This is a genomic window from Haloarcula sp. NS06 (genome assembly GCF_051122755.1).
In the GTDB taxonomy this organism is placed as follows: Archaea; Halobacteriota; Halobacteria; order Halobacteriales; family Haloarculaceae; genus Haloarcula.
Genome location: NZ_CP184844.1, coordinates 1,849,421 through 1,874,077 on the forward strand (window position 1 = coordinate 1,849,421; position 24,657 = coordinate 1,874,077).

The 24,657-nt window shown below is 62.9% G+C and carries 21 protein-coding genes; 9 read left to right on the plus strand and 12 right to left on the minus strand.

Annotated features, from left to right (window positions below; genetic code table 11):
* Positions 1-19: 19 nt before the first annotated feature.
* The 3 genes from ACODNH_RS13385 to btuC all read right to left on the minus strand — a co-directional run bounded on the left by ACODNH_RS13385 (position 20) and on the right by btuC (position 4,850).
* Positions 20-2,440, minus strand: coding sequence for a DEAD/DEAH box helicase (locus tag ACODNH_RS13385; protein WP_434530414.1), 2,421 nt, complete (start codon positions 2,438-2,440; stop codon positions 20-22).
* A 71-nt stretch (positions 2,441-2,511) separates the two neighbouring features.
* Positions 2,512-3,726: an ATP-binding cassette domain-containing protein gene (locus ACODNH_RS13390; RefSeq protein ID WP_434531444.1), complete on the minus strand. Its 1,215-nt coding sequence runs from the start codon at positions 3,724-3,726 to the stop codon at positions 2,512-2,514.
* 53 nt (positions 3,727-3,779) lie between these two features.
* Complete coding sequence (btuC, locus tag ACODNH_RS13395; protein WP_434530415.1) at positions 3,780-4,850, minus strand: vitamin B12 ABC transporter permease BtuC; 1,071 nt, start codon at positions 4,848-4,850, stop codon at positions 3,780-3,782.
* A 58-nt stretch (positions 4,851-4,908) separates the two neighbouring features.
* Here btuC and ACODNH_RS13400 point away from each other — a divergent pair, with 58 nt between their 5' ends.
* From ACODNH_RS13400 to ACODNH_RS13410, 3 genes are all read left to right on the plus strand, one after another.
* Complete coding sequence (locus ACODNH_RS13400) at positions 4,909-5,997, plus strand: PGF-CTERM-anchored ABC transporter substrate-binding protein (RefSeq protein ID WP_434530416.1); 1,089 nt, start codon at positions 4,909-4,911, stop codon at positions 5,995-5,997.
* A gap of 4 nt (positions 5,998-6,001) precedes the next feature.
* Positions 6,002-6,730, plus strand: a complete 729-nt coding sequence (locus tag ACODNH_RS13405; RefSeq protein WP_434530417.1) for a 5-formyltetrahydrofolate cyclo-ligase — start codon at positions 6,002-6,004, stop codon at positions 6,728-6,730.
* Between the two features lie 86 nt (positions 6,731-6,816).
* On the plus strand, positions 6,817-8,742 hold the full coding sequence (locus tag ACODNH_RS13410; RefSeq protein WP_434530418.1) for an ATP-binding protein: 1,926 nt from the start codon (positions 6,817-6,819) through the stop codon (positions 8,740-8,742).
* Here ACODNH_RS13410 and ACODNH_RS13415 read toward each other — a convergent pair.
* The 3 genes from ACODNH_RS13415 to ACODNH_RS13425 all read right to left on the minus strand — a co-directional run bounded on the left by ACODNH_RS13415 (position 8,737) and on the right by ACODNH_RS13425 (position 14,675).
* Positions 8,737-10,137: a dihydrolipoyl dehydrogenase family protein gene (locus ACODNH_RS13415; protein WP_306704921.1), complete on the minus strand. Its 1,401-nt coding sequence runs from the start codon at positions 10,135-10,137 to the stop codon at positions 8,737-8,739. The genes ACODNH_RS13410 and ACODNH_RS13415 overlap by 6 nt on opposite strands.
* Positions 10,138-10,229: 92 nt before the next feature.
* Positions 10,230-12,746, minus strand: a complete 2,517-nt coding sequence (locus tag ACODNH_RS13420; RefSeq protein ID WP_434530419.1) for an efflux RND transporter permease subunit — start codon at positions 12,744-12,746, stop codon at positions 10,230-10,232.
* A 3-nt stretch (positions 12,747-12,749) separates the two neighbouring features.
* On the minus strand, positions 12,750-14,675 hold the full coding sequence (locus ACODNH_RS13425; RefSeq protein WP_306704925.1) for a COG1361 S-layer family protein: 1,926 nt from the start codon (positions 14,673-14,675) through the stop codon (positions 12,750-12,752).
* Positions 14,676-14,879: 204 nt separating this feature from the next.
* On the opposite strand from ACODNH_RS13425, the gene ACODNH_RS13430 reads away from it, so the two are divergent.
* Complete coding sequence (locus ACODNH_RS13430) at positions 14,880-15,500, plus strand: TetR/AcrR family transcriptional regulator (RefSeq protein ID WP_306704927.1); 621 nt, start codon at positions 14,880-14,882, stop codon at positions 15,498-15,500.
* On the opposite strand, the gene ACODNH_RS13435 is transcribed toward ACODNH_RS13430, so the two are convergent.
* Positions 15,497-16,039 carry a response regulator gene (locus ACODNH_RS13435; protein ID WP_306707439.1) on the minus strand — a complete coding sequence of 181 codons (543 nt, stop codon included), beginning with the start codon at positions 16,037-16,039 and terminating at the stop codon, positions 15,497-15,499. The genes ACODNH_RS13430 and ACODNH_RS13435 overlap by 4 nt on opposite strands.
* A 124-nt stretch (positions 16,040-16,163) precedes the next feature.
* Here ACODNH_RS13435 and ACODNH_RS13440 point away from each other — a divergent pair, with 124 nt between their 5' ends.
* Both ACODNH_RS13440 and ACODNH_RS13445 read left to right on the plus strand, forming a co-directional pair.
* Complete coding sequence (locus ACODNH_RS13440) at positions 16,164-16,772, plus strand: hypothetical protein (RefSeq protein WP_306704929.1); 609 nt, start codon at positions 16,164-16,166, stop codon at positions 16,770-16,772.
* A 75-nt stretch (positions 16,773-16,847) separates the two neighbouring features.
* Positions 16,848-17,135 carry a hypothetical protein gene (locus tag ACODNH_RS13445; RefSeq protein ID WP_004593774.1) on the plus strand — a complete coding sequence of 96 codons (288 nt, stop codon included), beginning with the start codon at positions 16,848-16,850 and terminating at the stop codon, positions 17,133-17,135.
* Here ACODNH_RS13445 and ACODNH_RS13450 read toward each other — a convergent pair.
* Positions 17,132-17,983, minus strand: a complete 852-nt coding sequence (locus tag ACODNH_RS13450) for an NAD(+)/NADH kinase (protein ID WP_306704933.1) — start codon at positions 17,981-17,983, stop codon at positions 17,132-17,134. The two genes, ACODNH_RS13445 and ACODNH_RS13450, sit on opposite strands and share 4 nt — an antisense overlap.
* 109 nt (positions 17,984-18,092) lie before the next feature.
* Between ACODNH_RS13450 and ACODNH_RS13455 the strand changes: the two genes are divergently transcribed.
* Positions 18,093-19,268 carry a KaiC domain-containing protein gene (locus ACODNH_RS13455; protein ID WP_306704936.1) on the plus strand — a complete coding sequence of 392 codons (1,176 nt, stop codon included), beginning with the start codon at positions 18,093-18,095 and terminating at the stop codon, positions 19,266-19,268.
* Here the strand turns inward: ACODNH_RS13455 and ACODNH_RS13460 are convergent.
* Positions 19,265-19,978: a DUF4013 domain-containing protein gene (locus tag ACODNH_RS13460; RefSeq protein ID WP_306704937.1), complete on the minus strand. Its 714-nt coding sequence runs from the start codon at positions 19,976-19,978 to the stop codon at positions 19,265-19,267. The two genes, ACODNH_RS13455 and ACODNH_RS13460, sit on opposite strands and share 4 nt — an antisense overlap.
* A gap of 155 nt (positions 19,979-20,133) precedes the next feature.
* Here ACODNH_RS13460 and ACODNH_RS13465 point away from each other — a divergent pair, with 155 nt between their 5' ends.
* Positions 20,134-20,577, plus strand: a complete 444-nt coding sequence (locus tag ACODNH_RS13465) for a universal stress protein (protein WP_434530420.1) — start codon at positions 20,134-20,136, stop codon at positions 20,575-20,577.
* Between the two features lie 2 nt (positions 20,578-20,579).
* Here the strand turns inward: ACODNH_RS13465 and ACODNH_RS13470 are convergent, their stop codons facing one another.
* Positions 20,580-21,011: a universal stress protein gene (locus ACODNH_RS13470; protein WP_005535919.1), complete on the minus strand. Its 432-nt coding sequence runs from the start codon at positions 21,009-21,011 to the stop codon at positions 20,580-20,582.
* Positions 21,012-21,080: 69 nt separating this feature from the next.
* Positions 21,081-22,931, minus strand: coding sequence for an ATP-binding protein (locus ACODNH_RS13475; RefSeq protein WP_306704939.1), 1,851 nt, complete (start codon positions 22,929-22,931; stop codon positions 21,081-21,083).
* An 87-nt stretch (positions 22,932-23,018) separates the two neighbouring features.
* Here ACODNH_RS13475 and ACODNH_RS13480 point away from each other — a divergent pair, with 87 nt between their 5' ends.
* Positions 23,019-23,810: an endonuclease/exonuclease/phosphatase family protein gene (locus ACODNH_RS13480; protein ID WP_306704940.1), complete on the plus strand. Its 792-nt coding sequence runs from the start codon at positions 23,019-23,021 to the stop codon at positions 23,808-23,810.
* A 63-nt stretch (positions 23,811-23,873) separates the two neighbouring features.
* On the opposite strand, the gene ACODNH_RS13485 is transcribed toward ACODNH_RS13480, so the two are convergent.
* Positions 23,874-24,608 (minus strand): MBL fold metallo-hydrolase, encoded by a 735-nt coding sequence (locus tag ACODNH_RS13485; RefSeq protein WP_306704942.1) that lies wholly within the window; start codon positions 24,606-24,608, stop codon positions 23,874-23,876.
* Positions 24,609-24,657: the final 49 nt, after the last annotated feature.

Here is a 24,657-nt window from a genome sequence, read left to right on the forward strand (position 1 = left end):
CCGGAACCGAGGGAGCTTGTTATCGATTCAACAATCCGTCCAGTAGATGTATAGCGCCGTGTTTGTCCAGCGGGTCGTTCGCGTTCCCGCAGTGGGGCGACTGCACGCAGGCCGGGCAGCCGTTGGCGCAGTCACACGTGGTCAGCATCGATAGCGTGGTGTCCATCAGCGGTCCGATGTCGTGGTAGCCCGCCCGCGTCAGGCCGATACCGCCGGGGTACCCGTCGTAGATGAAGATGGTCGGCTCGCCGGTGTGGGGGTGCCGGGGCGTCGACAGCCCGCCGATGTCGCCGCGGTCACAGAGGTATTCGAAAGGAAACATCGAAATCATCGCGTGCTCTGCGGCGTGGATTGCCCCTGAGAAGTCGCCGGTGTCACCACCGTCGGTCGCTGCATCGCCGGACTGACCGCCGCCACCGCTCCCGCGGTCGCCTTCGGCTCCGTATGCTCCCTGCCGTATCTGGCTTTCTAGGTCAGACGGCGCGGTGTGGTACAGCGCCTTCGTCTCCAGTGTCGTCTCCGGCAGGTCAAGCGAGCGCTGCCCGAGTACCTCCCCGGAGGAGCCGTCGCGACGCTCGTAGCCGGTGATCTGCTTGCGCATCGTCACTGAGGCGAAGCGGACCGGTACGTCCTCGCGGGTCGGCAGTCGCCGCTCCGCCAGGTCCGCCTCGACGGTGATGGTCTTGTCGTGCAGGACGCGAGTGAAGTAATCGGCCCATGTCCGGTCAAGCTCGGCAACGCCTGTATCGAGATCGAGGTCTGTCACCTCGTAGCGCCGGCCCTGATGGTGGTAAATCGCGCCGGGGTGGGCGTCTCGCAGTGCATCCTCGACGGAGAGCTTCGCTATCACGTCGCCTTTTGCCACCAGCTTCACCTCGCCGTCATCGACGGTCCGCAGGTTCATCTCGTGGTGCGGGCTACCGTTGCCGAGCCAGCGCATTCCCTGGTCGGTCTGGCGGCGGTCGAGCTTTCCGGCCGATTCGAGGCCCGAAACCATGTCGGGGAACGTCTCGCCGAAATGGCGGTCGTCGTCTGGCGAGAGCCAATTCTCGCAGGCGGCTGCATGGACGTGGTCCGGCAGCAGTTGCTCATTTTCGGGATTAGTCACGGCCTGTTCGGCCCCTGTCTCGAACAGCGCGTCGGGGTTGCGAAGGACGTACTGGTCCAGCTGGTCCTCCCCGCCCACCAGCGCCACCAGGGCGGGGTCGGTGCCACGGCCGGCCCGCCCGGCCTGCTGGAAGGCCCGCATCCGCGTGCCGGGGTAGCCGTCAAGCAACACGGCGTCGAGGCCCCCCACGTCGACGCCCAGTTCGAGCGCGCTGGTCGACCAGACGCCCCGCAGGTCGCCGGATTGCAGGCCCTGCTCCAGTTCGCGCCGGCGGTCGTCGGTCAGTGCGGCCTGGTACGCGCCGACGCTGTCGGCGAGGGCGTGCTCCCCGCGGCTCCGGAGTTCGTCGGCGCTATCGCTGGCGTACCGCTCGGCCGTCTGGCGCGACCCGGCGAAGACGACCGTCTGGAGACCCCGCTCGACGAGGTCCACGAACAGCTGCTTCGTTTCGACGTGGTTCGACTTCCGGCGGCCGCTCCCCCACCCGTCGCCTTCGTACTCGGGCGGATTCCACAGCAGCCAGTGACGCGGCCCGCTGGCACTGGCGTCCTCGTCGACCAGCCCGAACGACTGCTCGGGTTGGCCGGTAACGGCCGCGGCGTGTTCGACGGGGTTGCCGATGGTTGCCGAGCAACAGACCCACTCCGGGCCGCCCGCTGTCCCACCGTCGCTTCCTGTGCGTGTCCCCCCGGCATCGAATCGCTCGGCGACGCGCTGGAGGCGGCGCATCACCAGCGAGACGTGGCTGCCGAACACGCCGCGGTAGCCGTGGACCTCGTCGATGACGACGGTCTCGAGCCGCTGGAAGAACCACTCCCACAGCCGGTGGGCGTGTGGGAGGATGCCGTAGTGGAGCATGTCCGGCGTCGTCAGCAACACGGTCGGCTGACGCTCCCGGATGGCCTCCTTCTCGGATTTCGACTGTCGGCCGGTGTACTGGGCGACGGAGACACCGGAGGCGAAGCCGAGTCCCTGTGCCAGTTCCGACAGCGTTTCCGTCTGGTCGTTGATGAGCGCGACCTGTGGTGCGATGTACAGCGTTGTCGCCCGGCGGTCAAGCGCCCGCTCGAACGCCGGAACGGTGTAGGCGAGGCTCTTACCGCTCGCCGTCTCGGTCGCGAGAACGACGTTGTCACCGGACCGGACCGCCTCGATTGCCTCCACTTGGTGGGTGTAGAGGTCCGTGATACCCCGGTCTTCGAGGACGCCGGCGAGCCGGTCCGCAACCTCACAGTCCGCGGTCCGCGCGTCCCGGCCTGGGACCGTCCGCTGATCGACGATCTGTCCCTCGTAGTACGGCCGGTCCCGGAGCCACGAAATCGTATCGTCCACGGACGACGTATGGGAGCGAAAAGTATCGGTGTTGCTGTTCTCGGCTGGAGATACCTCAGTCGACGGTGGACTCAGTCCGTGGTCGACTGATTGAGCGATGGTGTCGCATCTCGCTTCGCTGCGGGCGGCAGAGACGCGACCGCTGTGGGGAGCGCGGCCATCGGCACGGCGTCGCGACCGTTGCTCATGGGGGCACTCTCATCTGCCTCGACGGCGAGGCAGGTCCCGCCAGCCTCGACGACCGGCCTGTTGCCGTCACCGGTCTCGCCCGCTATCACGACGGCATCGGCGGCCCGGGCGAGTTCGGCCGCGCGTTCGCGGGCCGCGTCGTCGATGCCGGCGAAGGCCGGGACCGTGACCGTCTCACAGCCGAGGTCCTGGGCGCGCTCGGCGGCTATATCCCCGGCGGGCACAACGCCGACACTGACACGACAGCCTGCCCCGACGAGCGTCGAGACGGCGGACGCCGCCGGCTTGCCGGTCCCGACGACGTGGATGCGGCGGTCGACTGCCTCCCGGTCAGCCAGCGGCGTCACGAGCGGCGCATCGGTGCCGGGCTGGGTCGTCACCAGCGTCTCCGCGTCGAAAGCGTCCCGAAGCGTGTCGCTCGTGAGAACATCGGCGGGACGGCCCGCAGCACGGATGCCGCCGCCGGCGAGCAACACCAGTTCGTCGCAGTACCGGGCGGCCAGATTGAGGTCGTGGATGGCGGCGACGGCCGTTTTCCCGTCTTCGACCAGTGTCCGGACGAGTTCAAGCGTGCGGACGGCGTGGTTGATGTCGAGGCTCGCCGTCGGCTCGTCCAGCAGGAGGACTGGCGTCTCTTGAGCCAGCGCCCGGGCCAGCAGGACACGCTGGCGCTCGCCGCCGGACAGCGAGGTGAACGGCCGGTCGGCGAACTGGGTAACGCTCGCGCGCTCCATCGCTGTCTCGACGGCATTCCGGTCGTCCTCGTCCATCCGGTCGAACCGGCCGAGATGCGGTGTCCGCCCCATTTCAACGGTCTGCCTGACGCTGAAGTCGAACGACAGCGCGGTTCCTTGTGGCGTGCTCGCGACGAGGCGGCTCACCGCCTTCGCCGAGCGGTCCGAGATCGGCTCGCCGCCGACGCGAACTGTCCCACGGTCGGGATCGAGTGTCCCCTTCACCGCTCGCAGGACGGTCGTCTTGCCCGCGCCGTTAGGGCCGACGAGGCCGACGAGTGACCCACGGTCGACGCTGAAACCGACGCCCGAGACGACCGACTGCTCGCCGAAAGACACCGCGAGGTCGGATACGTCGAGCATCGGCCCGGAGCGGTCCCGTTCCGGGTCGGCACTGTTGGACCCATTTGCACCGCTCACAGTTCGTGCACCTCCCGCTTCCGGAGCAGATACAGGAAAAACGGCGCACCGAGGACGGCAGTGACGATACCGACCGGGACCTCGGCGCTACCCGAGCGTGCTAGCGTGTCCGTCGCCACGAGGAACGACGCCCCGGCGAGCGCCGCCGTCGGGAGCAGTATCCGGTGGTCAGGCCCGACGAGCAGCCGCATCACGTGAGGCACGATGAGGCCGACGAAGCCGACAATGCCGGCGACGGCGACGCCTGCCGCCGTGATGACCGCCGACAGCGCGAGCAGGACCCGCTTGGTCCGTTCGACTTCGATACCGAGGCTCTGTGCGTCCTCCTCGCCGAGCAGCATCACGTTCAGGTCGCGTGCATACGCCAGCAGCACGACGAACGGGATGGCAACGAGCACGATGCTGCTGGTGACTTCGGGCCAGGACGCGCCTTTGAGATGGCCCATTAGCCAGTACAGCGCCCGCCGGATGCTCTCGCCGCTGTGGAGCAACAGGAAGGAGACCACCGCGCCGAGAAACGTCTGTATCGCCACGCCGGCCAGCAACAGCGTCGCGACCGGTGTGCGGCCGTTCCGCGTCGCGATGAGATAGACACCAAAGGCCGCGACCAGCGCCCCCACGAAGGCCGCGCCGCGGAGCCCGAGCCCGAACGGGATCGCGACGGGCGCAACGATGAAGCCGACCGCGCCGACCGCCGCGCCGGAGGAGACGCCAATGATAGAGGGATCAGCCATCGGGTTCCGGAAGATCCCCTGCATGATCGTCCCCGCGGCGGCGAGCGAGAAGCCGACGACCGCACCGAGCAGTATCCGGGGGAGTCGGACCTGCAGCACGATCTGCGTCTGGAGGTCGCTCACAGCGTAGGAGAACACGTGGGCCGTAGTCACGTCGACGGCAGGGCCTGAGACCGAGATACCAGTCGGGATGACGACGGTGTTGAGCAGCACTTTCCCGACGATATCGGGTGGAATCCAAACCGGGCCGATGCCGGCGCTCGTCGTCACCACGGCACAGAGGACGGCGACGAGGCCCGCCGACCACCCGACGGTCCGACCCGCGAAACGCATGTATGAAAGCCCAGTTGCAGTAGATAAGTATTTATTGCTCCTGACACCCGCCTAGGACATGCGACGACTTTCTCTCGTATTCGTCTCTGTCTTGCTTGTCGGCTCGTTCGCGGGTGTCACTCCAGCTTCAGCAACAGCAGCCACACAGGCGGACGACTGCTCGTTTCCTGTGACGATGACCGACGCGACCGGGACCGAGGTCACTATCGAGGAGCGCCCGGAGCGGGTGACGACGACCAACCCTTCGGCTGCCCAGACGATGTGGGAGATCGGTGGCCGCTCCCAAGTGGTCGGGCTCACTCAGTATGCAAGCTATCTTGACGGGGCTGAGAGTCGAACGAACGTCTCCGCGAGCTTCGGCGTCAACGTCGAGCGCGTCGTCAGCACGAACCCGGATTTGGTGATCGCGCCGAACGCCAGCGCCGGTGACGTGGCCCCGCTCCGACAGGCCGGGCTCACCGTGTATCACCTCCCCGCCGCGACGACTATCGAGGATATCCGGACAAAGACGGCGACTATCGGTCGCCTGACTGGTAACTGCGGGGGCGCGAGCGAAGCGAACGCTTGGATGGACGCGAACGTCGACGCCGTTCGACAGGTCACCGCAGACGCCGAAGATCGTCCGGCCGCGCTGTACCCGCTGGGCGGGGGGTACGTGGCGGCAGACAACACCTTCGTCACGTCGCTCATCGAACTCGCCGGCGCGGAGAACGTCGCCGCACGCAACCACACGCAGTACCCACAGCTCAGCGACGAGATTATCCTCAAACTCGATCCGGAGGTCCTCTTCGTCACCGAAAACTCGGCGACCATTGCTGAGACGGAACCATACGCCAGCACGACCGCGGGCGAGACCAACTCGACGGTCTCTGTCCGGGTGCGGGACATTAACCAGCCCGCGCCCCGCAGCGTCGTCGCCTTCGCACACAACGCTACCGCGCAGCTCTATCCGGACCGCTACGACGCCGACAGCTACGTTCCGAGGTCGGCCGTGACCAAAACGAGCGAGCCCACGCCCGCGGACCACACGCCGAGCACTGACCAGTCCACGACCGACGCCAGCGGTCCCGGATTCACAGCTGTCGCGGCGCTTGTCGCACTGCTGGCGCTGGTCTGCACACAGCAGTTCCGCCGCCGGAGGCCGTAGCGCCATGGACAAACAAGCTATCCGTGAAACAGTCTGGGACGCGCTGGAAGAGCGCAGTATCGCTCGGTTTCCGTTTCCGCCCCACGACCGGATTCCGAACTTCGCGGGCGCGAGCGAGGCCGCACAGCGCTTGGCCGAGACGGCGGTATGGGACGCCGCCGAGACGGTCAAGGCGAATCCGGACTCGCCCCAGCTTCCGGTCCGGCGGGCGGCGCTGCGGGCCGGCAAGACAGTGTATATGGCCGTGCCACGGCTCCGGGACGAGCGATGCTTCTACGAACTCGATCCCGCCGAACTCGACGACATTGAGGCCGCACCGGCAGTGTCAAACGTCGCGGACCACGCGCGACAGGTCGGCCCGGAAGCGGTTGGGAGCGTCGACCTCGTGGTGTCGGGGTCGGTCGCGGTCACTGAAGCCGGCGCGCGAATCGGGAAGGGCGAGGGGTACAGCGACCTCGAATACGCCGTCCTCCGTGAACTGGGGCTGGTCGACGAGACGACACCGGTCGTGACGACGGTCCACGAACTCCAGATTGTCGGCGGCCCCGAAGGTGTCGTCGACACCACTGTCCCCGTCGACGACCATGACGTGCCGATGGACTGGGTTGTGACGCCGGAGCGCACGGTTGAGACGGAGACCACGCACACGACGCCAGCGGGCGTCGATTGGGACGCGCTTCCCCCGTCGCGCATCGACGAGATTCCGGTCCTATCGGCTCGTCGGCCCGACTGACCTCCCAGTCGATATACCCTTGCTAAACCCTGGTAATGAAAGCCTACCGGCGGTACAATTTTATTCCCACATCTCCTGAAACGGATATGGATACACCCGTGGCCACGCCGAACCGTCACGGGCATGACGGAACCGCCGGGCGGGTACGCGTTCTCTATGTCGATGCGGACTGTGACGACATCACGGTAGTCAAAGAGACGCTGACTGGTAGCACCGATGAATTCACTGTGACGGTGTGTGAAACGGTTGACGACGCGCTCAAATCCCTCGAAGACGCGTCCTACGACTGCATTGTCAGCGAGTACCGACTCCCGGACCGGAACGGGATCGAACTGTTGAGCGTCGTCCGGGAGCAGTCGTCTGACCTCCCGTTTTTGTTATTCACTGACGATGGGGACGAAAGCGTGGCCAGCGATGCCATTTCTGCCGGGGTCACGGACTACGTGACGAAGACACCCCTCTCAGAGCAGACGGAGTTCCTTCGACAGCAGATCACCGCTGCTGTCGCTCGTTATCAGGAGGAGGCGGACATTCTCGACCGGATGACCGACGCGTTCTTTGCGGTGGACGAAAACTGGGAGTTCACATACGCCAACGAACGCGGTCGCCGCGTCATCGGCCGTGCGATGGCGGGAGACGGTGATACCACCGACTTGCTGGGGAAAAACATCTGGGAAGTGGTCCCGTCCCTCGAAGAAACGGAGTTCAGCAAGCAGTACCGACAGGCGATGACTAAGCAGGAGCCAACATCCTTCGAAGCGTACTTCGAGCCGCTACAGACGTGGTTCGAAGTGTCTGCGTACCCATCGCAAACCGGAATTTCGGTGTACTTCCGTGATATCACTGAGCGACACGAGCACGAGAAAGAGATCAGGAGCAGAGAGCGGACGCTCCGAGAGATTTACCGGGTCATTTCGCGTAAGGATCTGGATTTCGAGGAGAAGGTCGAGCGACTCCTCGAAATCGGGCAGAACGCCCTCAGAGCCGAAACGGCTGTACTCTCACACATCGATGGCGATATGTACGTCTTCGAAATCGTCCGCGACCGGACGGGAGCTATCGAGGCGGGCGATACAGTCCCGCTGGACGCCACAAACTGCGAGCGGGCCGTCGTTGAGGAGCAGACACTGGTGCTCGCCGACATCGCCGCGGACCGTCCTGAACTGACCACCAAGACCGGCTACACGGAGATGGGTGTCTCCTGTTATCTTGGAACGCCCGTCGTCGTCGACGAGTCGGTGTACGGCACGTTCTGCTTCTACGGGACGGAACCCCGTGATTCCTTCTCGGAGTGGGAAGTCACGCTTGTTGAGTTGATGGGGAACTGGATCAGCTACGAACAGGAGCGCGAACGCCGTGAGCAGGAACTCACCCGCCAGCGAAACCGTCTGGAGGACTTCGCCAGCGTCGTCAGCCACGACCTCCGGAACCCACTTAACGTTGCGTTCGGCCGGCTCACGCTTGTTGACGAGGCGTACGACGGGGACCCCGAACACGTCGAATCGCTCCGGCGGTCACTCGAACGGATGGATGAACTCATCGACGACGTGCTCGCGCTCGCTCGCGGCGGCCACAAGGTCATCGACGCGACCGAAACGTCGTTAGACGACATCATCACGGCCGCCTGGGACACCGTCGAGAGTTCGGACGCGACGCTTGAACGGGTCGATACGGACGCACGAATTACGGGCGACCAGACGCGCATTCAACAACTCTTCGAGAATCTCTTCCGAAACAGTGTGGAACACAGCGACGACCCCGTGACCGTCTGCGTCGGGACCCTCGCTGACGGCCGGGGGTTCTACGTCGCGGACGACGGTCCCGGGATTCCCGAAGACGAGCGTGACGAGGTGTTCGAGCGCGGCTACACCACGAGCGACGAAGGGACCGGCTTCGGGCTGGCTATCGTTTCCGAAATCGTCGACGCCCACGGTGGCCGGATCACTGTCACAGAAAGCGAGGACGGCGGAGTGCGATTCGATGTGACCGGTGTTCAGGTCGACCGCTTATAGCTGGTCGACGCAGTCCCGAATGAGGCCATCGACGTTCTCCGGCAGTGTTGGGTGGTAGGCCCGGTCCGGCAGATCACGCACGTCAAGGCCGAGCTCGACGATGGTCTGGAACGTCTTGGCGAAGCTATCCGCGTGGTAGTGCAGGCCCTGCCAGCCGAGTACTGTCCCGTCGTCTGCGTCGACGACGAGCTTTGCAAGCCCTTCGGGCACGTCTTTGGATTTGAACACGCCGTCGTCGCTGGCCTGTCGCGTCGCTGTAACGATGTCGTAGCCCGCTTCGTTTGCGGTTTCCTCGTTGTGGCCGACACGAGCGAACGGATACACGCCCAGTCCGGAGAAGATGACGTGGTGGTGGACGTTTCGGTATGCTTCGAGTGAGCCACCGGCCTCCTGTCGGACGATGTTCTCGGCCGCGGTGAAGCCCTGCTCTTTGGCGACGTGGAGAATCGGCTCCTTGCCGTTGACGTCGCCGACGGCGTAGATGTGGTCGGCGTCGCGGGTCTGCATCGTGTCTTTCGCCCAGTCGCCTTCAACCGAGACTGGCGTGTTCTCCAGACCGAGCCCCTCGACGGTCGGCCGCCGGCCGGTAAAGAGGAACAGCTGGTCGGCTTCGAACGTCTCTTCGCTACCGTCGTCGTACTCAACGGTGAGGCGGACGCCGCCGTCCGCAGTCTCCTCCAGTTCCTTCTCGTAGCAATTCGTCGGGATGGTCACGTCCCAGTTGTCCTCGTAGATGTCAAGCGCCTCGTCGCCGAACTCCGGGTCACCTTCGTCGATTGGCCGGTCGTCGTGCTCGATGACGGTAAGCTCCATGCCGCCGGCCTCCGCCAAATACGGGACCAGTTCCATCCCGATGTACCCGAAGCCCATCACGATGCCGGAGTCGGGGAACTCGGTGGCGTCGAGCACTTGGTCGCTCGTCATGAAGTCGACCTCGTCGATACCGGGCGTATCCGGGACGTTCACGCTGGAACCGGTCGCGATGACGACGTAGTCAGCCTCGTGCTCCTCACCGCCGGCCCGGACCGTATGCTCGTCGACGAACGTGGCAGTGTCATGGATGAACGTTACGTCGTCGCGCTCGGCCATCTCGTGGACGGAGTCCCGGCGGTGGCCCGCCCAGTCGAGCACGTGGTCGTCCTTGCGCTCGACGACGGCATCCAGATCAACGTCGGGCACGTCGCCGACGAGACGGTCGTCGTGGCGCGCTTGGAAGCGATGAGCGCCTGCGGAGAGCACTTCCTTGGACGGCATACAGCCACGGAGGATACAGAGGCCACCGCCGGGCTCGCCGTTGTCGATGAGCGTGAGTTCAATGTCCTCCGCCTCGACAAGGTCGCCGGCGACTGCGGCCCCGGCACTTCCATACGCGCCGATGATAACGACGTGAGTCATACCAATGCTAGGACGATGCCGGCAAATAAAGGCTTCAGTGGCGTGTTTCGCCCGGACACGACCAGCGGTGGGTTGTGCCCCGAGGCCACGGGTCAGTCGTCGCCGTCGACAGGCGCGGGTGGACGCGACCGACCGAACCCGAGTATGCCACGAACCGACCAGTCAGCATTGAATACCCGGTCCCAGACGACGAGCGCGGAGGGGATCACCATCAGGGAGGTGAGGAACGCGTACCCGATTGACATGGCCGTCAGGATGCCGAACTGGCCGATTGCGGGGAACACAGCCAGCCCAAGCACACCGATACCGAATGTCGTGGTGAGCATACTCCCGAACAGCGCCCCACCAGTCCCGCGAACAGTTCGGTCCAGTGCCGTTTCGAGGTCGTTCTCCTTGAACTCGTCGGCGAACCGGTGGGTGACGTGGACAGAGTAGTCGACCCCTAGCCCGATAGTTATCGCCAACATCGTCGCTGTGAGTGCGTTGAACGGGATATTGAGCAGCCGCATCGTCCCGCCGAGCCACGCCACTGTGACGACGACGGGAATCATGTTCACGAGGCCGAGCGACGGCCGCCCCTCCAGCATATTGTAGATGAGGATGAGGAACACTGATGAGCCGACAAGTGCGATTGCCAGCGACTGGATGGCTGACTCCAGAATGAGGTCCGAGACGGCTTGGAACACGACGACCGTGCCGGTTGCCGTCGCCTCATACCGGAAGTCGTCGGCGACGTTTCTCGTATCGGTGGTCACCTCTGCGTCGGTCGCGTCTGATTCGACTGTGTAAACGACACGCGCGCTCCGGTAGTCTTCGGTGATGTATTCTAGCGCCGTACTACGGGCCGGCGAGTCGAGCAGATACTCGTATATCTCCTCGAGGTTATCGTCCGGAACCCCGTTGTCGTTCTGGTCGTTGCGTTCGACCATCCGGCGGAACTCGGGGTCACGCTCTGCCTGATCCTGAATGACCGTCACGATGGACGTCGAATCAGCCCGCCCGTCTGCTCGGACGAACGAGTCTGGCGGGTTGTCACCCGCTCGATACATCTGCTCAAGCGCCGCATCGTTCCGCATCGGCCCCTCTACGTACACTGTCGCCTGACTGGACTGGGTCGTATCGAACCGCTCATCGAGGAAGTTCGTCACCTCCGTTACGGTGTATTCGCTCGGAGCGAACGGTTCCGGCAGGGCCTCGACGAAGTCCGGATTCTCCTCGGGCGGCAGGAAGTCCTCCTGACTGAACGAGGTCGAGACGCCGGTGGCGTAGTAGCTGGCACCGACCGTAGATACGAGGATGAGTATGAGGAAGATGATCGGGGCGCGGTTCGCGATGATAACGCCGCCGCGCAACACGTCGCTGAGTGCCGAATCTTCCGCGCCCAGCGGCGTCTCGCTGAACGTCGGAATGGGGTAGCGCTGGCGGAGTCGGTCCAACTCCACCTTCGCTGCGGGCAGGAACACCCCGAAGATGAGGAAGGTGAACGTGATACCGACAGAGGCCACGTAGCCGAAGTCCTGAATCGGCGGCAGTGCGCTGGTGAGATTCGCGGCGAACCCGATGACCGTTGTCCCGGTCACGATGAAGAACGCGACAAGCAACTGGTCGGTCGTGATCCGCATCGACTTCTGGATGGACGCTCCGGTCTCGCGTTCCTCCCGATACCGGTTGACAGCGTGAATCCCGAAGTCGATACCGACTGCCAGTAACAGCGGTGGCACGGCGATGAGCATCTGCGAGAAGGGGATGCCAGCAAGCCCCATGAAGCCGAACGTCCAGACGACGGCCATAAACAGTGCGACTAAGCCAAGCGCCATGTCCGCGAGGTCGCGATAGGCAATCGTCAGGAAAAACAGGATGAACAGCACTGCTGCGGGCACTGTCAGGATAAGCGAGTCGCCGACGACGTTCGAGAACTCGTCCGCGACGATACCACTGCCGAACAGGGTAATGCCACCGTGGTCAGCACTGGCGACAGTGAACCCGGCCTGTTTTTGAATGCTCGTCAGCGGACTCGAACCGCCCTGGCCTGACCCGGAGGAGATTCCGGCCGGGACCTCATGTGTGACGACCCCGATGGTCGCCGACGCCGAGGCGGCTTTGCGATTGAAGTCCTTGCTTAGTAGCGATTTGAACCGGGGATTCTGCTCGGCCGCGCGCCTGACGGCGGCGTCGATTTCACTCGGTGTCGTGGCTTCGACAGCATAGACTTGCTGTTCCGTCGTCGTCGCTTCCGGGTCCAGTTGCTGGGCGACAATGCTCGCAGCGCTTGAGGTCGATGTGACACGGAGTTTTCCGTGCTGTTCCAACCGATCCTGTGACCTGAGCATCCGGAGCAGCGCCGGCTTCGAGAGGACGTTGGTCTCCCGCTGGATGAGCTGTGTACTCCCTGTGTCTGGTGAGAAGGTCGGCGAGAACTTGTCGTTGACCTCCTGCAGTGCCTCCTCGGCCGGCAGGTCGGTGGTAAACTGTGACGTCCCGGAGTTAGTCGAGACGCTCCCGAGGCCGGCGCTGAAGACCACCGTCACGACTAGGAAGAGAAGCACCACCTTCCGTGAATCGTGGACGATGCGGTCGTCCGCCCAATCGATGTAGCGCTGGTAGTCCATGCGTTAGCGGAACCTGAAGTAGCCGCCGATGGCCAGAGCGGCCACGAGTGCGACGCCGATAATCGCCGTCAGCGGTGAACTGCCACCGCCGGAGTTGGTCACGGAGACCGGAAGGCGGTAGGTGTCAGACACCGGCGTATCTCCGTCCGGCTCCTCGTACTGGAAGTCGACCGAGACGGGGTAGCTTTTCGTCATCGCGGCACCGCTTGCGCTGATACCGAACTCGATGGTCGTTGACTCGCCCTGATCGAGGCTGTTGACGTACGCCTGGTCGTCCGACACAGAGATCGGTGACTCGGCGAACAGTTTTGCCTCGATATCGGTCAGTCGCTCACCGGCGTCGTTGGTGATGGTCACTTCGAGCGTGCTCGACCCACCAACGTTGACCGACGCGTTCGTCGTCTCGACGATAAACTCGTCGGCGCTGCCGTCGACGCTCTGCCGGATTTCGAGCGTGTCGCTCTCGCGCCTGTCGCCCTCACTGTTGCGGTAGTTGGCGACGAAGTCGAACTGTCGTGGGCCGGAGTTCGCGTTATCCGACACGTCGGCATCGAATGAGACGGTCGTTGACTCGCCCGGTTCGAGGTTGCCGACCGCGTACTGGGTCTCCTTCGGCGAGATGTTGTCGTGAGTGCTCGCCCAGTTCAGGACGACGTTACGAACTGTCCGGTCGCCGGTGTTGGTCAACGACGCTTCCAGCGTGCCGTCGTCACCCGCCTGCAGGGACGACTCGACGTCACCCATGGCGAAGGACTGTTCGGGTTCGGGTGTAAGTCCGAGTGAGATGTCGTCAGCGACGCCGGCATCGCCTTCTGGGTCGTCATAGCTCACTGACGCCGACAGCGCGTAGCTCTGTGTCTTGGCGTCGTCGCTGGCGCTTGCGTCAACGCTCACCGTTCGCGTTTCACCAGGCTCCCAGGAGCCGACAAACTGCGATGTGGATTCGGACTGTCCGAACGTAATCGCGCTGTTCTGCGTGGTAAGTGTCACTGTCGCGTCCGAGACTGTGACAGGTCCGTCGTTGCGCAGGGTCACGTTATACGTCCCGGAGTCACTGACAGCAACGTCGCTGTCAACACGTTCGACAGTGAACGTTTGCTCGCGGGCAGGTGTAATCCCGATCGAAGAGGCAGACGTACTCTTTCGCACCCCGTCGGTGTCATCGAAGTCGACTTGCAGGTCAAACTGGTACGGTTCGGCTCTGGCGTCACCGCTTGCACCGACGCGGTACCGGAGCGTCCGCTGTTCACCGGCCTCCCAGGTGTTAATAAACCGGGAGCTGCTGGTGTCACTACCGACTGTGAGTTCAGGATTTGTCGATTCCAGCGTTACTGAGGCTTCTCGGGCTGGTTCGTCACCAGTGTTCTCGACGGTGACTGCAACCGTCCCGACCGAGTCGACGCGCGCGCCGGAGTCGACGCTCACCACGTCAAAACCCGCGTCATCGTCGATTTCGAGTTCGAGTTCGACCCGTTCAGTCGCGGTCTTTTCGTCACGTGCCCCGTCATTTTCGGAGATATAGCTCGTGTACTCGTATTCGACGATGACAGGAACGGTGTAGTCCCCGGGACTTGCGTCGTCATCGACGCTGATGTCGAATGAAATCGGACTCGTCTTGCCTTCCGGGACGGAGCCGACGGCCTGTTTGTTCGTTGTTACCGTAATCGGGGCGTCTCCGTTATTGACCTTGACTGTGGTCCCGCGGGCGGTCGTTACTTCACTATTCTGTATTCCCTGGGTCGTAGACCCGGAGTCGACCGTTCCGCTGTTGACGAGGACAACGTCGAGTGTCGTCTCTTCACCGGGTGTGACGGTGTTATCGACGAACGTTGCGTCGAAATCGGGGCTTCCGGTCACAGCGCCGATCGCCGTTCCGGATGCCATGAGCAATGCGACAACAGCCAGCGTCAGTATCGTTCGTGGTTTCATACGTAGGGACACTTCGGACATTCCTTGTCGTTATTTCTGTCCGGAGCGGACGTCATGCCTGGGAGATTGGGATATATACCCACATACGTCTGTGCAGACTCCCGCCCGAACCGTGTACATCGAACGAACGTTCGGTCGTGCATCAACGTTGTGGTTCCGTAACAGTGGGAAGATATTTACTGCCCGAACGAATATTCGGTCGGGATGAGTGATGGAATTCCGTTCGCCGGGGAGCCAGCGGATTCGCATGAGGCGATAATGCGAGCGACATTCCGTGCCCTCCGGGAATACGGGTATGCCGGACTTTCGATACAGCGAATTGCGGACGAGGCCGACCTCAGCAAATCGACGTTTTACCACCACTTCGATGGCAAGGAGGACCTCTTGCTGTCGTTTCAGGAGTTCATCCTCACGGAATTTAACCGCATCTTTCAAATCGAATCGACTGGCGACCCCGAACAGGACATCAAGACCTTTGTCAGTCTCATTCTCGATGATTTCCCTGACTGCGTTGAAACGCCAGATAAGGACGCCGTACTCGGTTCATACGTCGAGATGCGTGCCCAGGCAGTCCAGAACCCGGATTTCCGTGAGAAGTTCACTGAGACGGACGAACTGTTCGCCCGGCAACTCGTACAGATCATTGAGGACGGCATCGAACAGGGAGTCTTCGCCGATGTCAACCCTAACACGGTTTCGCGGTTCATGATCACGATACTCGACGGTGTGATCCTTCAGAGCGCAACTCGCAACGACAATCCTGTCGCCGAGGTTCGGGATACCATCGACGAGTACATCGAAGAGACGCTGATTCTCAACACCTAGCTTCTGCTGATAGACTGGTACGTCTGTTTCAGTTCTTCGAAATCATTGTTCTCGGCTTGCAGCACCCACTCCAGTTCCCTGGCACGCTCCTTTAGCTCCGTGTACTCGGTGCTCGCTTCCAGTTGTGACGTAGACTTTTCGCGCTCCAGCACGGAGAGTTTCGAGGAAATCCGGAAGTACTCGTCGAGCCTCTCGTCTGCATCGGATCGGTCGAGATGTTGATCGAGCGCCGACAGGAGCGTCGACTGGTCGACCGGCTTCTGAAGGTAGTCATCGAACGGCATCTCCAGAATGTTCAGATCGGCGTCGACTGCGGTCAGCATGATGATGACGCCGTCATACCCCCGCTCGCGCAACCGCGAAAGCACGTCGTCACCGTGCACGTCGGGCATCCGTCGGTCGAGCAACACAGCATCGAACTCTGGGCCGGCAGCGTCAAGCGCCGCCTGACCACTGTACGCGATAGTCGTCTCGTAGCGCTCGCCGAGTTTCAGGGCCTGCGTGTCGGCGACATCGTGTTCGTCGTCGACAACGAGCACCCGCGGTGGGCCACCTGTACTTCTGGACACAGTATTAAACTGTTCTAGGGCTGGCAACTGTATATGTTTTACCGGCAACCGCCTCTCGAAAAGCGTTAACCGATGGCCCATTGAGTGTGCACCGATGAGCAAGTCGTCGACGGACACAGGCGGTCGACACCGTCTTGGCAGCCTCGCGGCCGTGATCGGTTGGATAGGGGCAGGAGCGGTCGTGCTCGCTACCGTCGCGCTGGTGGTGCAGTCAGTGTTTTCACTCGGACTTTCGGAACAGGTCACCGTCGGCCTCGGTCTGGCGCTTGGCGGCGGGCTGGGCGGCGTTTCCTACCTTCTGGTGACTGATTCGCCCGGCGAGACGACCGACGAGATGATGACAGTGTCGGCAGATGTCGAGCAAACACCGGAGCCACAGCCAGTCGACCTCTTCGATGGCCATCCTGACCCGGTGTTGTACTTCGCCGACGAGGGGCACGGCCCGGTCGTGCGTGCGGCAAACGAGTCATTTGGGACCACGTTCGACGTGCCGTCCGATCGCCTCAACGGGACCGCCCTCTCAGAGGCGCTGCTCGTGGCCGGGATAGACGAGGTGGACGCCGAGGCAGTCAGTACAGCTGACCTCGATGTCGTCGCCCTCTCGACAGCACCCGACGAACCGCGGCAGTTTCGGCTGCGGACGGCCGGCGCCCCCTCGACCGGCTATCTCCTGCTCACACCACTGGGGACGGCGGGCGATTGAACGGCCAAACGCCGCCCGTGGTCGGCGGCGTAACGGAACTTTAAAGATTCCATCACGGCGAAATTCTGGATAGGAATGCTCGCGTCACCGCTGCAACTCATCGATAGTTTCCTGCTGAACTACACCATCGGTGATGTCCTGCTACTCGGCTTTGTCGGTGGACTCGTCGCGATTCTCCCACAACGGTCGCTCCGGATGCTGGGACTCCATACAATCGCGCTGGGGGCACTGCTTGTGATTACGCCGGCGTCGGCGATGGAACCGAACAGCGCGAGCGTCCTCGCGTCGTCGTTCCAGTACAAACTGTTCGGTCTGGTACTGCTCGTTCTCGCCCCGGTGCTGTACGCCGTCGGTCGGCGTTAGGCCAGTTTGTCGAGTGCGGTGAAGAAATCAAGTGGCGGACCAGCAAGCCGGACCGGTTCGCCCGCACGCGAGACCGTTATCCGCTCTGGCGGGACCACGTCTTTTCGAACCCGACCATCACTGACGACGACACCGCTGTCAGCATCTGTGAGCTCGATGACGATTTCGCTGTCAACGTCGACGACCAGTGGCGGCGTCCCCATCTCGTCTGCCATCCCCGTGATGATAAGACCGGCCACGTCGGGGTGGACGAGTGGGCCGCGTTCGCTGAGGTTGTACGCCGTCGATCCGGTGGGTGTCGCTACCAGTACGCCGTCAGCGTGGCCGGACGTGTAGAGCGAATCATCGACGTACACATCGACCGTCGCCCCGCCGCCGTGACCGCGTCGCTCGCCCTGCACGACGACCTCGTTCAGCGCCGGCGACAGCTCCCAGTCGTCGCCGCTTGCCTGCAGTCGCGGTTTGGCCCGCGTTCTGGCGCTCCCGGTCTTCTGGATGTGTTCGACCTCCGCGACAACCGTCTCGACGGCCTCTTCGGGTGCAATCGCGTTCAAAAAGCCGACCTCGCCGAGATTGACCCCCAGTATCGGCGTCGACCCCGCACCGCGGGCCGCGTACAGAAACGTTCCGTCACCGCCGATACTCACGACGAGGTCACAGGCGGACATCTCATCGACCGGCGCCGAATCGGGCACGGCTGCGTCCCATGCGTCGTGGTCACCCAGCGCTCCGGCGGTCGTTTCGTCGACGACAACGGCCGCCGACGTGGCGCGCAGCCGGTTACACAGTGTACTCGCAAGCGACATAGCCCGGTCGTTGTCCCGCTGCGCGACGATCCCGACAGTCATTGCCCGGACGTTCCCGCTGGCCGTATATAAACCCTCTACGACGGCAATTATATCAGTCGCGACGCGTATCCACTTCCATGGGCCGTTCGTGTGGCTGGTGGTCGTGCGTATGAGCGAGGACAGCGGGTCCGATGACGACTGGTTCGAAAGTGCGCTGGACGACGAGGACGGCGACAGCGAACCGACGGAGGCCGACGACACTTCGGAGACACCATCCGAGAGCGACGCCGAGGAACCGGCGTCTACCGACACCGGGCCGTCTGCACCCGAGAGCGACGACGACAAGCGCAGTGGTGATAGCAGCCCGTTCGATGACGATAGCAGCGCCGATTTTAGTGAAGGCAGTGATAGTAATCCGTTTGGTGACGACGGCAGCGCCGCTGCTGGCGGGGACAGTGACAGCAGCCCGTTCGACGACAGCAGCGGTGACCCCTTCAGCAGCCAGAGTGAGTCTGCTGATGCCGACGCTGGGTCCCCTGGCGACGATGATGGCGGTGGGCTCTTCGACGACGACTTCGCCACTGCGTTCGAGTCTGCCGGTAGTGGCGATGGTGACAGCGGGAGCGACTTTGAGGAGGAGTTCGAGTCCGACATCCCGCGGGTGGACATCGGTATCGAGGGACTCGACCAGATGATTCAGGGCGGAATCCCACAGCGCCACCTCATCGTCACTATCGGTTCGGCCGGAACCGGAAAGACGACGTTCGGATTGCAGTTCCTCCACCATGGGCTTCGGAATGGCGAAAACGCGGTGTTTCTGACGCTCGAACAGTCCCACGATGCGATACTGGACACCGCCGGCGACCGCGGCTGGGGGTTCGAGGAGTACGAAGAACAGGGCCAGCTAGCGATTGTCGATCTCGACCCGGTCGAGATGGCAAACAGCCTTGACAACATCCGCGGCGAGCTGCCGGCGCTCATCGAGAAGTTCGACGCCGACCGGCTGGTGCTTGACTCCGTCTCATTGCTTGAGATGATGTACGACGACCAGTCCCGTAGACGTACCGAAGTGTTCGATTTCACCCGATCGCTGAAGCAGGCCGGCGTGACGACGATGCTCGTCTCTGAAGCCAGCGAGACCAACCCTTTCGCGTCCAGACACGGTATCATCGAATACCTGACTGACGCCGTGTTCATCCTTCAGTACGTCCGGTCAGACACCAGCGAGACGCGGCTCGCTGTCGAGATCCAAAAGATACGGAACGCGAACCACTCGCGGGAGACGAAACCCTATGAGATAACGAACGACGGTATCTCGGTCTACCAGCAGGCGAATATCTTCTAAACTGTCGCCGTCCCGACTGATTCTGATTCATCTCGCTCGTCGAGTGCGGCGTTGTAGCCACTGGCCCAGAGGTCCGTCGCAACCACCAGCACGTAGAAGGTGGCGAACGGACTGAGAATCAGGGCAATGAGCGAGCCGATGAACGGGACGACGTTCAGCAAGTTCACCACGACGTTGGCACCGATAAACAGGGCAATCGAGACCAGCCACGGCGTCGCGTACTCCGGAGACATGACTAACTTCCGTAGCGTCCCGAAGTCGAACCCGGCACCAAACTCGCCGGTACAGGCGAAGTGGATGATAGCCGCTGTCGCAACATACCCGAACACCAGCGACAGGACAAACGAGATCGCCAGCCCGCCGAAGAGGCCGGCCAGACCGGCACCCGCCCCGGCACGAGTCCCGGTCGCCATCGCGAACAGGCTCCCGCCGACAGTCACCCCGAACACGACGAGCGGGACGAGCATATACACGATACCGATAACCCAGGCTTTGAGCCCGTCAACAAGCAGTTCCCCCCAGTCTTCGAACGCTGGCGGCTGTGTCGCGCCGTCTGCCCGCTTGCGGATTGCCTGAACGAGATAGCCGTACACGAGGATGGCGGGGACGACGAAGAACGAGAGGAGGCTGAGGACGCCACCGATGAGAACGGTCATGGTCCAGTCGTCGTCTTCCATGGGATACCTGAGTGCGTCGTCTATCGACTCCATGGTTATTGGTCACACTAAACACAGTTAGTTACAGACACCTTGCCGGGTTATTCGCTCGGCTTACCGCAGGACTACGATGTGTTATCCGGCACTGTGTCGCTCATATTGCACCGGCCGGCGGAACCAATAAATCACAACCGGGCAACAAGTGGGATATGGTACTACTCGTGCCCTTCGATGGCTCGGCCCTGTCAAAAGCCGCGCTCACGCGGGCGATGGAGTTCGCGGACTACCGCGACGAGGACATCACTGCGCTGTCCGTTATCCCGGATGATGCGGCGTACGCGCGGGAACACGGCTGGCTCGACGCGGATGAAGCGTTCAGTGTTGAGGCGGTCGCCGACCGGATGCGGGAGCAAGCCGAGTCGGTCGCCCCGGCAGTGTCGTTCCGCTACGAGATCCCGAAGGACGTGAGCTCAATGGCGTCAACGACAACGGATATCACCCGGACCATCAGAGAAGTCGCTCACGAAGAGGGAGCCTCAATCGTGTTCATCGGCAGTGAGAACGCCGGGCGGGTGTCAACGCCGGTCTGTAGCGTCGGCTCACCGATATCAGAAGACCCCAAATACGACGTCCATATCGTCCGACACCCGTAGCGCTATCTGACGACGGTTACGGGGATGGACGCTCGTCTGACGACGATTTCAGCGACACTACCAAGCAGGATACGGGACATGCCCGAGCGGCCGTGGCTCCCCATGACGATCTGGTTGATGTCGTGGTCGTCTGCGTACTCCACGATGACCTTCGTTGGTCGCCCGACCTCGATGACGCGTTCGACGGACTCGACACCGGCCGCAGTCACTTCTGCCTCGAGGTCATCGAGCAGGTCCTCCGCTGTGGCTTTCTGTTGTTCATACCACTCCTCGGAGAAGGAGGGAATCGAGGCCTCCGCGCTGTAGCCGGCCTCTGCGGGATTGATGACGTGTAAGAGAACGATCGTTGCGTCGGGATGCTCCTCGGCTGCGAACGAACAGGCGACCGTTGCTTGATCTGAACTGTCGACCGGAACAAGGATTCGCTTTGCCATACGCCCACTTCCGCTGGGGCCGGTTTGAATCTTCGGCCCGCTGCAATCGGTGAGCAGGCCTTCGGTTTGTCAGTCTCGCCCGTGACGGGTCACGCATGTCGACAGGCCGATCAGTTCGACCGGCTCGGAGTTATCGGGCGAGTAGACGACTCGCTGCCCTTTCTCCATGTAGGGAACCTTCGATTCGAGGTTGCTGGGGATGTTTACCGCCGAGATGGCATCCTCGTCGCCGAGGTTGAGCACCATCGTCGTGTTGATCTGCTTGAACACCGGGTCGGCGATGTCCTGTGGGTCCTGCGTGATGAGATACAGGCCGAGACGCTCCTTGCGGCCCTGTTTGGCGGCTTCGGTGAACTTCCCGATGACCTTGCGGCCCTGAACGCTGTCGGCGTCAGTCAGGAAGTTATGGGCCTCGTCCATCCCGAGGACGAGCGGCGTCTCCTTGATGCGGTCGTAGTCCGGGTCGTTCGAGAGCTTCTGGTCGATGAGCAGGCTGGAGACGGCAAGCACGATAGTCGAGGCCGTCCGGGAGTCCGTGATGTGGTAGGTCGGGATGACCGTCAGGCCCCCGTCGCGGACGAACTGTGAAATCTGGTCGGTGATTGGCCGGGCGTCCTGATCGAAGACTGCGCCGAAGCCCTGGACGCGACGCTTGACGGCGTCGAACGTGGCCTCGTGGACATCGCCCGCCTCGTCCAGTTCCTCCTTGAGTGCGGGGTCCCCGAGGAAGGTCCGGAAGTCGCTGTAGGTCCCACCCTCCCCATATTCGCGCTTGAACCGCGGGAGCAGCGTGTTCACCAGCGCGCCGTACTGGTTATCGTTCAGGCTGGAGCCGGCGATGAGCCAGGGATTGTCGTGGACGAGCGAGAACGGGATCGTGAACTCCACCTGCTCAGCGCGGTGGTGGCTGGCGTTGTAGTCGGCCCCGGCCACCTTCGGAACGAAGGCGATGGTGTCGTCATGCCCGCCGTAAGCGACGCCTTCCCGCTCACAGCGGCGCTCGAACTCGTCGGTCATCGCGGGGTTGTCGTCGTGCATCTGTGCGTACTCGTCCTGCGGGTCGAACTGGACGACGGCGAGTTCGGGCGTACGGCCATCGCCCATTTCGTAGGTCCGGCCGAGATACTGCCGCAGGATGTTCTTCGAACTGTGGGTCTTCCCGGACCCGGTCCCGCCCGCGACGAGGGTGTGCCGGAACACGAGTGGGTCGCCGGCGTCGTAGTCGTCTTTCAGCCGGTAGTCGATTGTCGGCGGCTCGGCGGCGGTGCGGACCTTCTCGCCGCCGACGGCGAGATGACCCAGGAAGACGCCGTCCTCGGGAATCTTCAGACCGGTCTTGATTTCAGACTTGTCGGTGGCCTCCCGGACGACAGTTTCGGGTTTGGGGACCCGGTCGGTCATCCGACGTTTGAGTTCGCCACCGTCGCTGTACAGCACTGCAACCGGCTCAAGCTCGGCGATGAATTTGAAATCTCGTTCGTCGATTCCCCGCTCGCGCATCGCTCGCCGGGCGTGGATCTCGGTCGCGTCGTCGGCGTGGAACTCTTGGGCGTACTCCAGAGCCTTGATACGACAGAACAGACGTTCACCGCCAGGGTATGGGACGAGTAGATATGTGCCGATACGCAGACGCGAGCGGTTCCGCGCGGTGACGTAGGCTCGCAGGACCGTTTCCTCCGCTTCCTCGCTGATTCGAAGGCCGTTCGCCGCTGAGAGGACACCGAGACCGGTGTCTGTTCCTGCTGGTGTCACGTCCATATCTTCGAAGTCATCGTCCGTAGATTGTGCTGTCGGGCCGGTCCCCTCCGACGCGTCGACAGCCCCATCGCCGTCATCGGCCGTCTCGGCCGACTGTGCGGCCTCGTCGTCGGCCGCCGCGTCGTCGCCATCGAAATCAGTGAAATCCCCGAGGTCGGACATACCCCAGTTCAGGGTAGCCGGGGATTAACACCTTTCCCCAGCAGCATGAATGTGAAACCTTACCCGGTTGGCTGTCAACGAACGCATATGAAGCCGACGCGGGTGATGTCTTTCAATGTGCGGTACGACACCGCCGGGGATGGGGTAGACGGGTGGCCCCACAGGCGGCGGCTGGTGGCGGGTATCATCCAGTATCATAACCCCGACATTATCGGGGTACAGGAGGCGATGGCTCACCAGCTCCGGGAGCTCGAGGTGCTGCTGGACGGCTACGAGTGGGTCGGTGACCCGCGGGACTCTGTCGATGCCGGCGGGGAGCATACGGCCATCGGCTACCGGGCCGAGCGCTTCGACTGCGCGGCCACAAACACGTTCTGGCTCTCCGAACAGCCCGCCGAGCCGAGCAGCATCGGCTGGGACGCCGCCTATCCCCGCGTAGCGACCTGGGCCCGCCTTCGTGACCGCGACACCGACGATGATCTCCTGTGCTTGAACACGCATCTCGACCATCAGGGGGCTGACGCGCGTGTCGAGGGTATCGAACTGGTGCTTGACCATCTCGATTCTGCCACCCGGGATGCGCCCGCAGTGGTGATGGGCGATTTCAACTGTGTTGTCGGTGAACCGGCCTACGAGCGCGCCGAGGGGCACGAACTCCCGGACGGCCGCACACTTGTTGACGCTCGCGATACAGCGACCGTCACCCACGGTCCGACGACGAGCCGAACCGACTTCCACGACTTGCTCCCCGAGATGGGGATTGACCACGTGTTCGTCAGCGAGGACGTGTCCATCGACACCAGGGCAGTCATCGCCGACCGCGACGACGACCACTACGGCTCCGACCACCTGCCCGTCGTGGTCGACTGCGAACCCTGACCTGCCGGTGTCGCCGTGGCATCTGACAGCGCCTTCGTCAAAGCACCTGCTAACTGACCGAGCCTATCGATTGACCCATTCCCCGTCGTCGGGAACCCGAACGTCTTCCGTTGCCGACCGTAGCTCGTCCCGGCTGAGCAGGCAGTGGTTGATCGCCTCCATGTGAACGACAACGACCGTAGCGGCGGTCCCATCCCGGACAGCCGTGATGTCCTCGACGCCCATTGTGATGGGGTCGCCGTGTTCGAACTGCGCTTCACCGCCGTTCAACACGACCAGATCCGGCTCGAACCTATCGAGCGTTTCCTCGACCGGCTCGTACCAGACCGTGTCGCCTGCGACGTACACCGTTTCGTCGCCCTCGAACACGAATCCCGAAACGGGGCCCATCTCCGCCGCTAACTCTCCGTGCCCGTGCCGCCCGGGCGTTCGGTGTATCGAGACTCCCTCGATAGACGCCTCGTCGTCGACGGGGCAGACATTGGTGAACTCCTCGTCAATAAATTCGTCCGCCTCCTCGGGCTGACAGAACAGCGGCACGTCGGCATCGAGTTCCGCCTGGGCCGCCCCATCCCAGTGGTCTTGGTGGCGGTGCGTGACAACCACAGCGTCGTAGGACAGGTCACTGTCGGGCATTGGGACGAGCGGGTTTCGACGGTCGTTCGGCGAATTCGGAACAGGCGGGTTCTCCCCAGGTGACGCGAACATCGGGTCGACGAGGAACGTCACGTCTCCAACGTCCACGAGGACAGTCGCGTTACGAAGTAACTGAACACTGGCACCAGTCGAGTCAGACATACGACTATCTGCGGCACCCACTGACATACGACTTGTCTCGGCACGTGCC

Excerpts from the sequence above, each read along its gene's own strand:
- btuC (WP_434530415.1), bottom strand. The coding sequence starts at position 4,850 with ATGCGTTTCGCGGGTCGGACCGTCGGGTGGTCGGCGGGCCTCGTCGCC.
- ACODNH_RS13415 (WP_306704921.1), bottom strand. The coding sequence starts at position 10,137 with ATGACTCACGTCGTTATCATCGGCGCGTATGGAAGTGCCGGGGCCGCA.
- ACODNH_RS13425 (WP_306704925.1), bottom strand. The coding sequence starts at position 14,675 with ATGAAACCACGAACGATACTGACGCTGGCTGTTGTCGCATTGCTCATG.
- ACODNH_RS13430 (WP_306704927.1), top strand. The coding sequence starts at position 14,880 with ATGAGTGATGGAATTCCGTTCGCCGGGGAGCCAGCGGATTCGCATGAG.
- ACODNH_RS13410 (WP_434530418.1), top strand. The coding sequence starts at position 6,817 with ATGGATACACCCGTGGCCACGCCGAACCGTCACGGGCATGACGGAACC.
- ACODNH_RS13390 (WP_434531444.1), bottom strand. The coding sequence starts at position 3,726 with ATGCTCGACGTATCCGACCTCGCGGTGTCTTTCGGCGAGCAGTCGGTC.
- ACODNH_RS13445 (WP_004593774.1), top strand. The coding sequence starts at position 16,848 with ATGCTCGCGTCACCGCTGCAACTCATCGATAGTTTCCTGCTGAACTAC.
- ACODNH_RS13465 (WP_434530420.1), top strand. The coding sequence starts at position 20,134 with ATGGTACTACTCGTGCCCTTCGATGGCTCGGCCCTGTCAAAAGCCGCG.
- ACODNH_RS13440 (WP_306704929.1), top strand. The coding sequence starts at position 16,164 with ATGAGCAAGTCGTCGACGGACACAGGCGGTCGACACCGTCTTGGCAGC.
- ACODNH_RS13450 (WP_306704933.1), bottom strand. The coding sequence starts at position 17,983 with ATGACTGTCGGGATCGTCGCGCAGCGGGACAACGACCGGGCTATGTCG.
- ACODNH_RS13455 (WP_306704936.1), top strand. The coding sequence starts at position 18,093 with ATGAGCGAGGACAGCGGGTCCGATGACGACTGGTTCGAAAGTGCGCTG.
- ACODNH_RS13400 (WP_434530416.1), top strand. The coding sequence starts at position 4,909 with ATGCGACGACTTTCTCTCGTATTCGTCTCTGTCTTGCTTGTCGGCTCG.
- ACODNH_RS13405 (WP_434530417.1), top strand. The coding sequence starts at position 6,002 with ATGGACAAACAAGCTATCCGTGAAACAGTCTGGGACGCGCTGGAAGAG.
- ACODNH_RS13470 (WP_005535919.1), bottom strand. The coding sequence starts at position 21,011 with ATGGCAAAGCGAATCCTTGTTCCGGTCGACAGTTCAGATCAAGCAACG.
- ACODNH_RS13460 (WP_306704937.1), bottom strand. The coding sequence starts at position 19,978 with ATGGAGTCGATAGACGACGCACTCAGGTATCCCATGGAAGACGACGAC.
- ACODNH_RS13475 (WP_306704939.1), bottom strand. The coding sequence starts at position 22,931 with ATGTCCGACCTCGGGGATTTCACTGATTTCGATGGCGACGACGCGGCG.
- ACODNH_RS13485 (WP_306704942.1), bottom strand. The coding sequence starts at position 24,608 with ATGTCTGACTCGACTGGTGCCAGTGTTCAGTTACTTCGTAACGCGACT.
- ACODNH_RS13420 (WP_434530419.1), bottom strand. The coding sequence starts at position 12,746 with ATGGACTACCAGCGCTACATCGATTGGGCGGACGACCGCATCGTCCAC.
- ACODNH_RS13480 (WP_306704940.1), top strand. The coding sequence starts at position 23,019 with ATGAAGCCGACGCGGGTGATGTCTTTCAATGTGCGGTACGACACCGCC.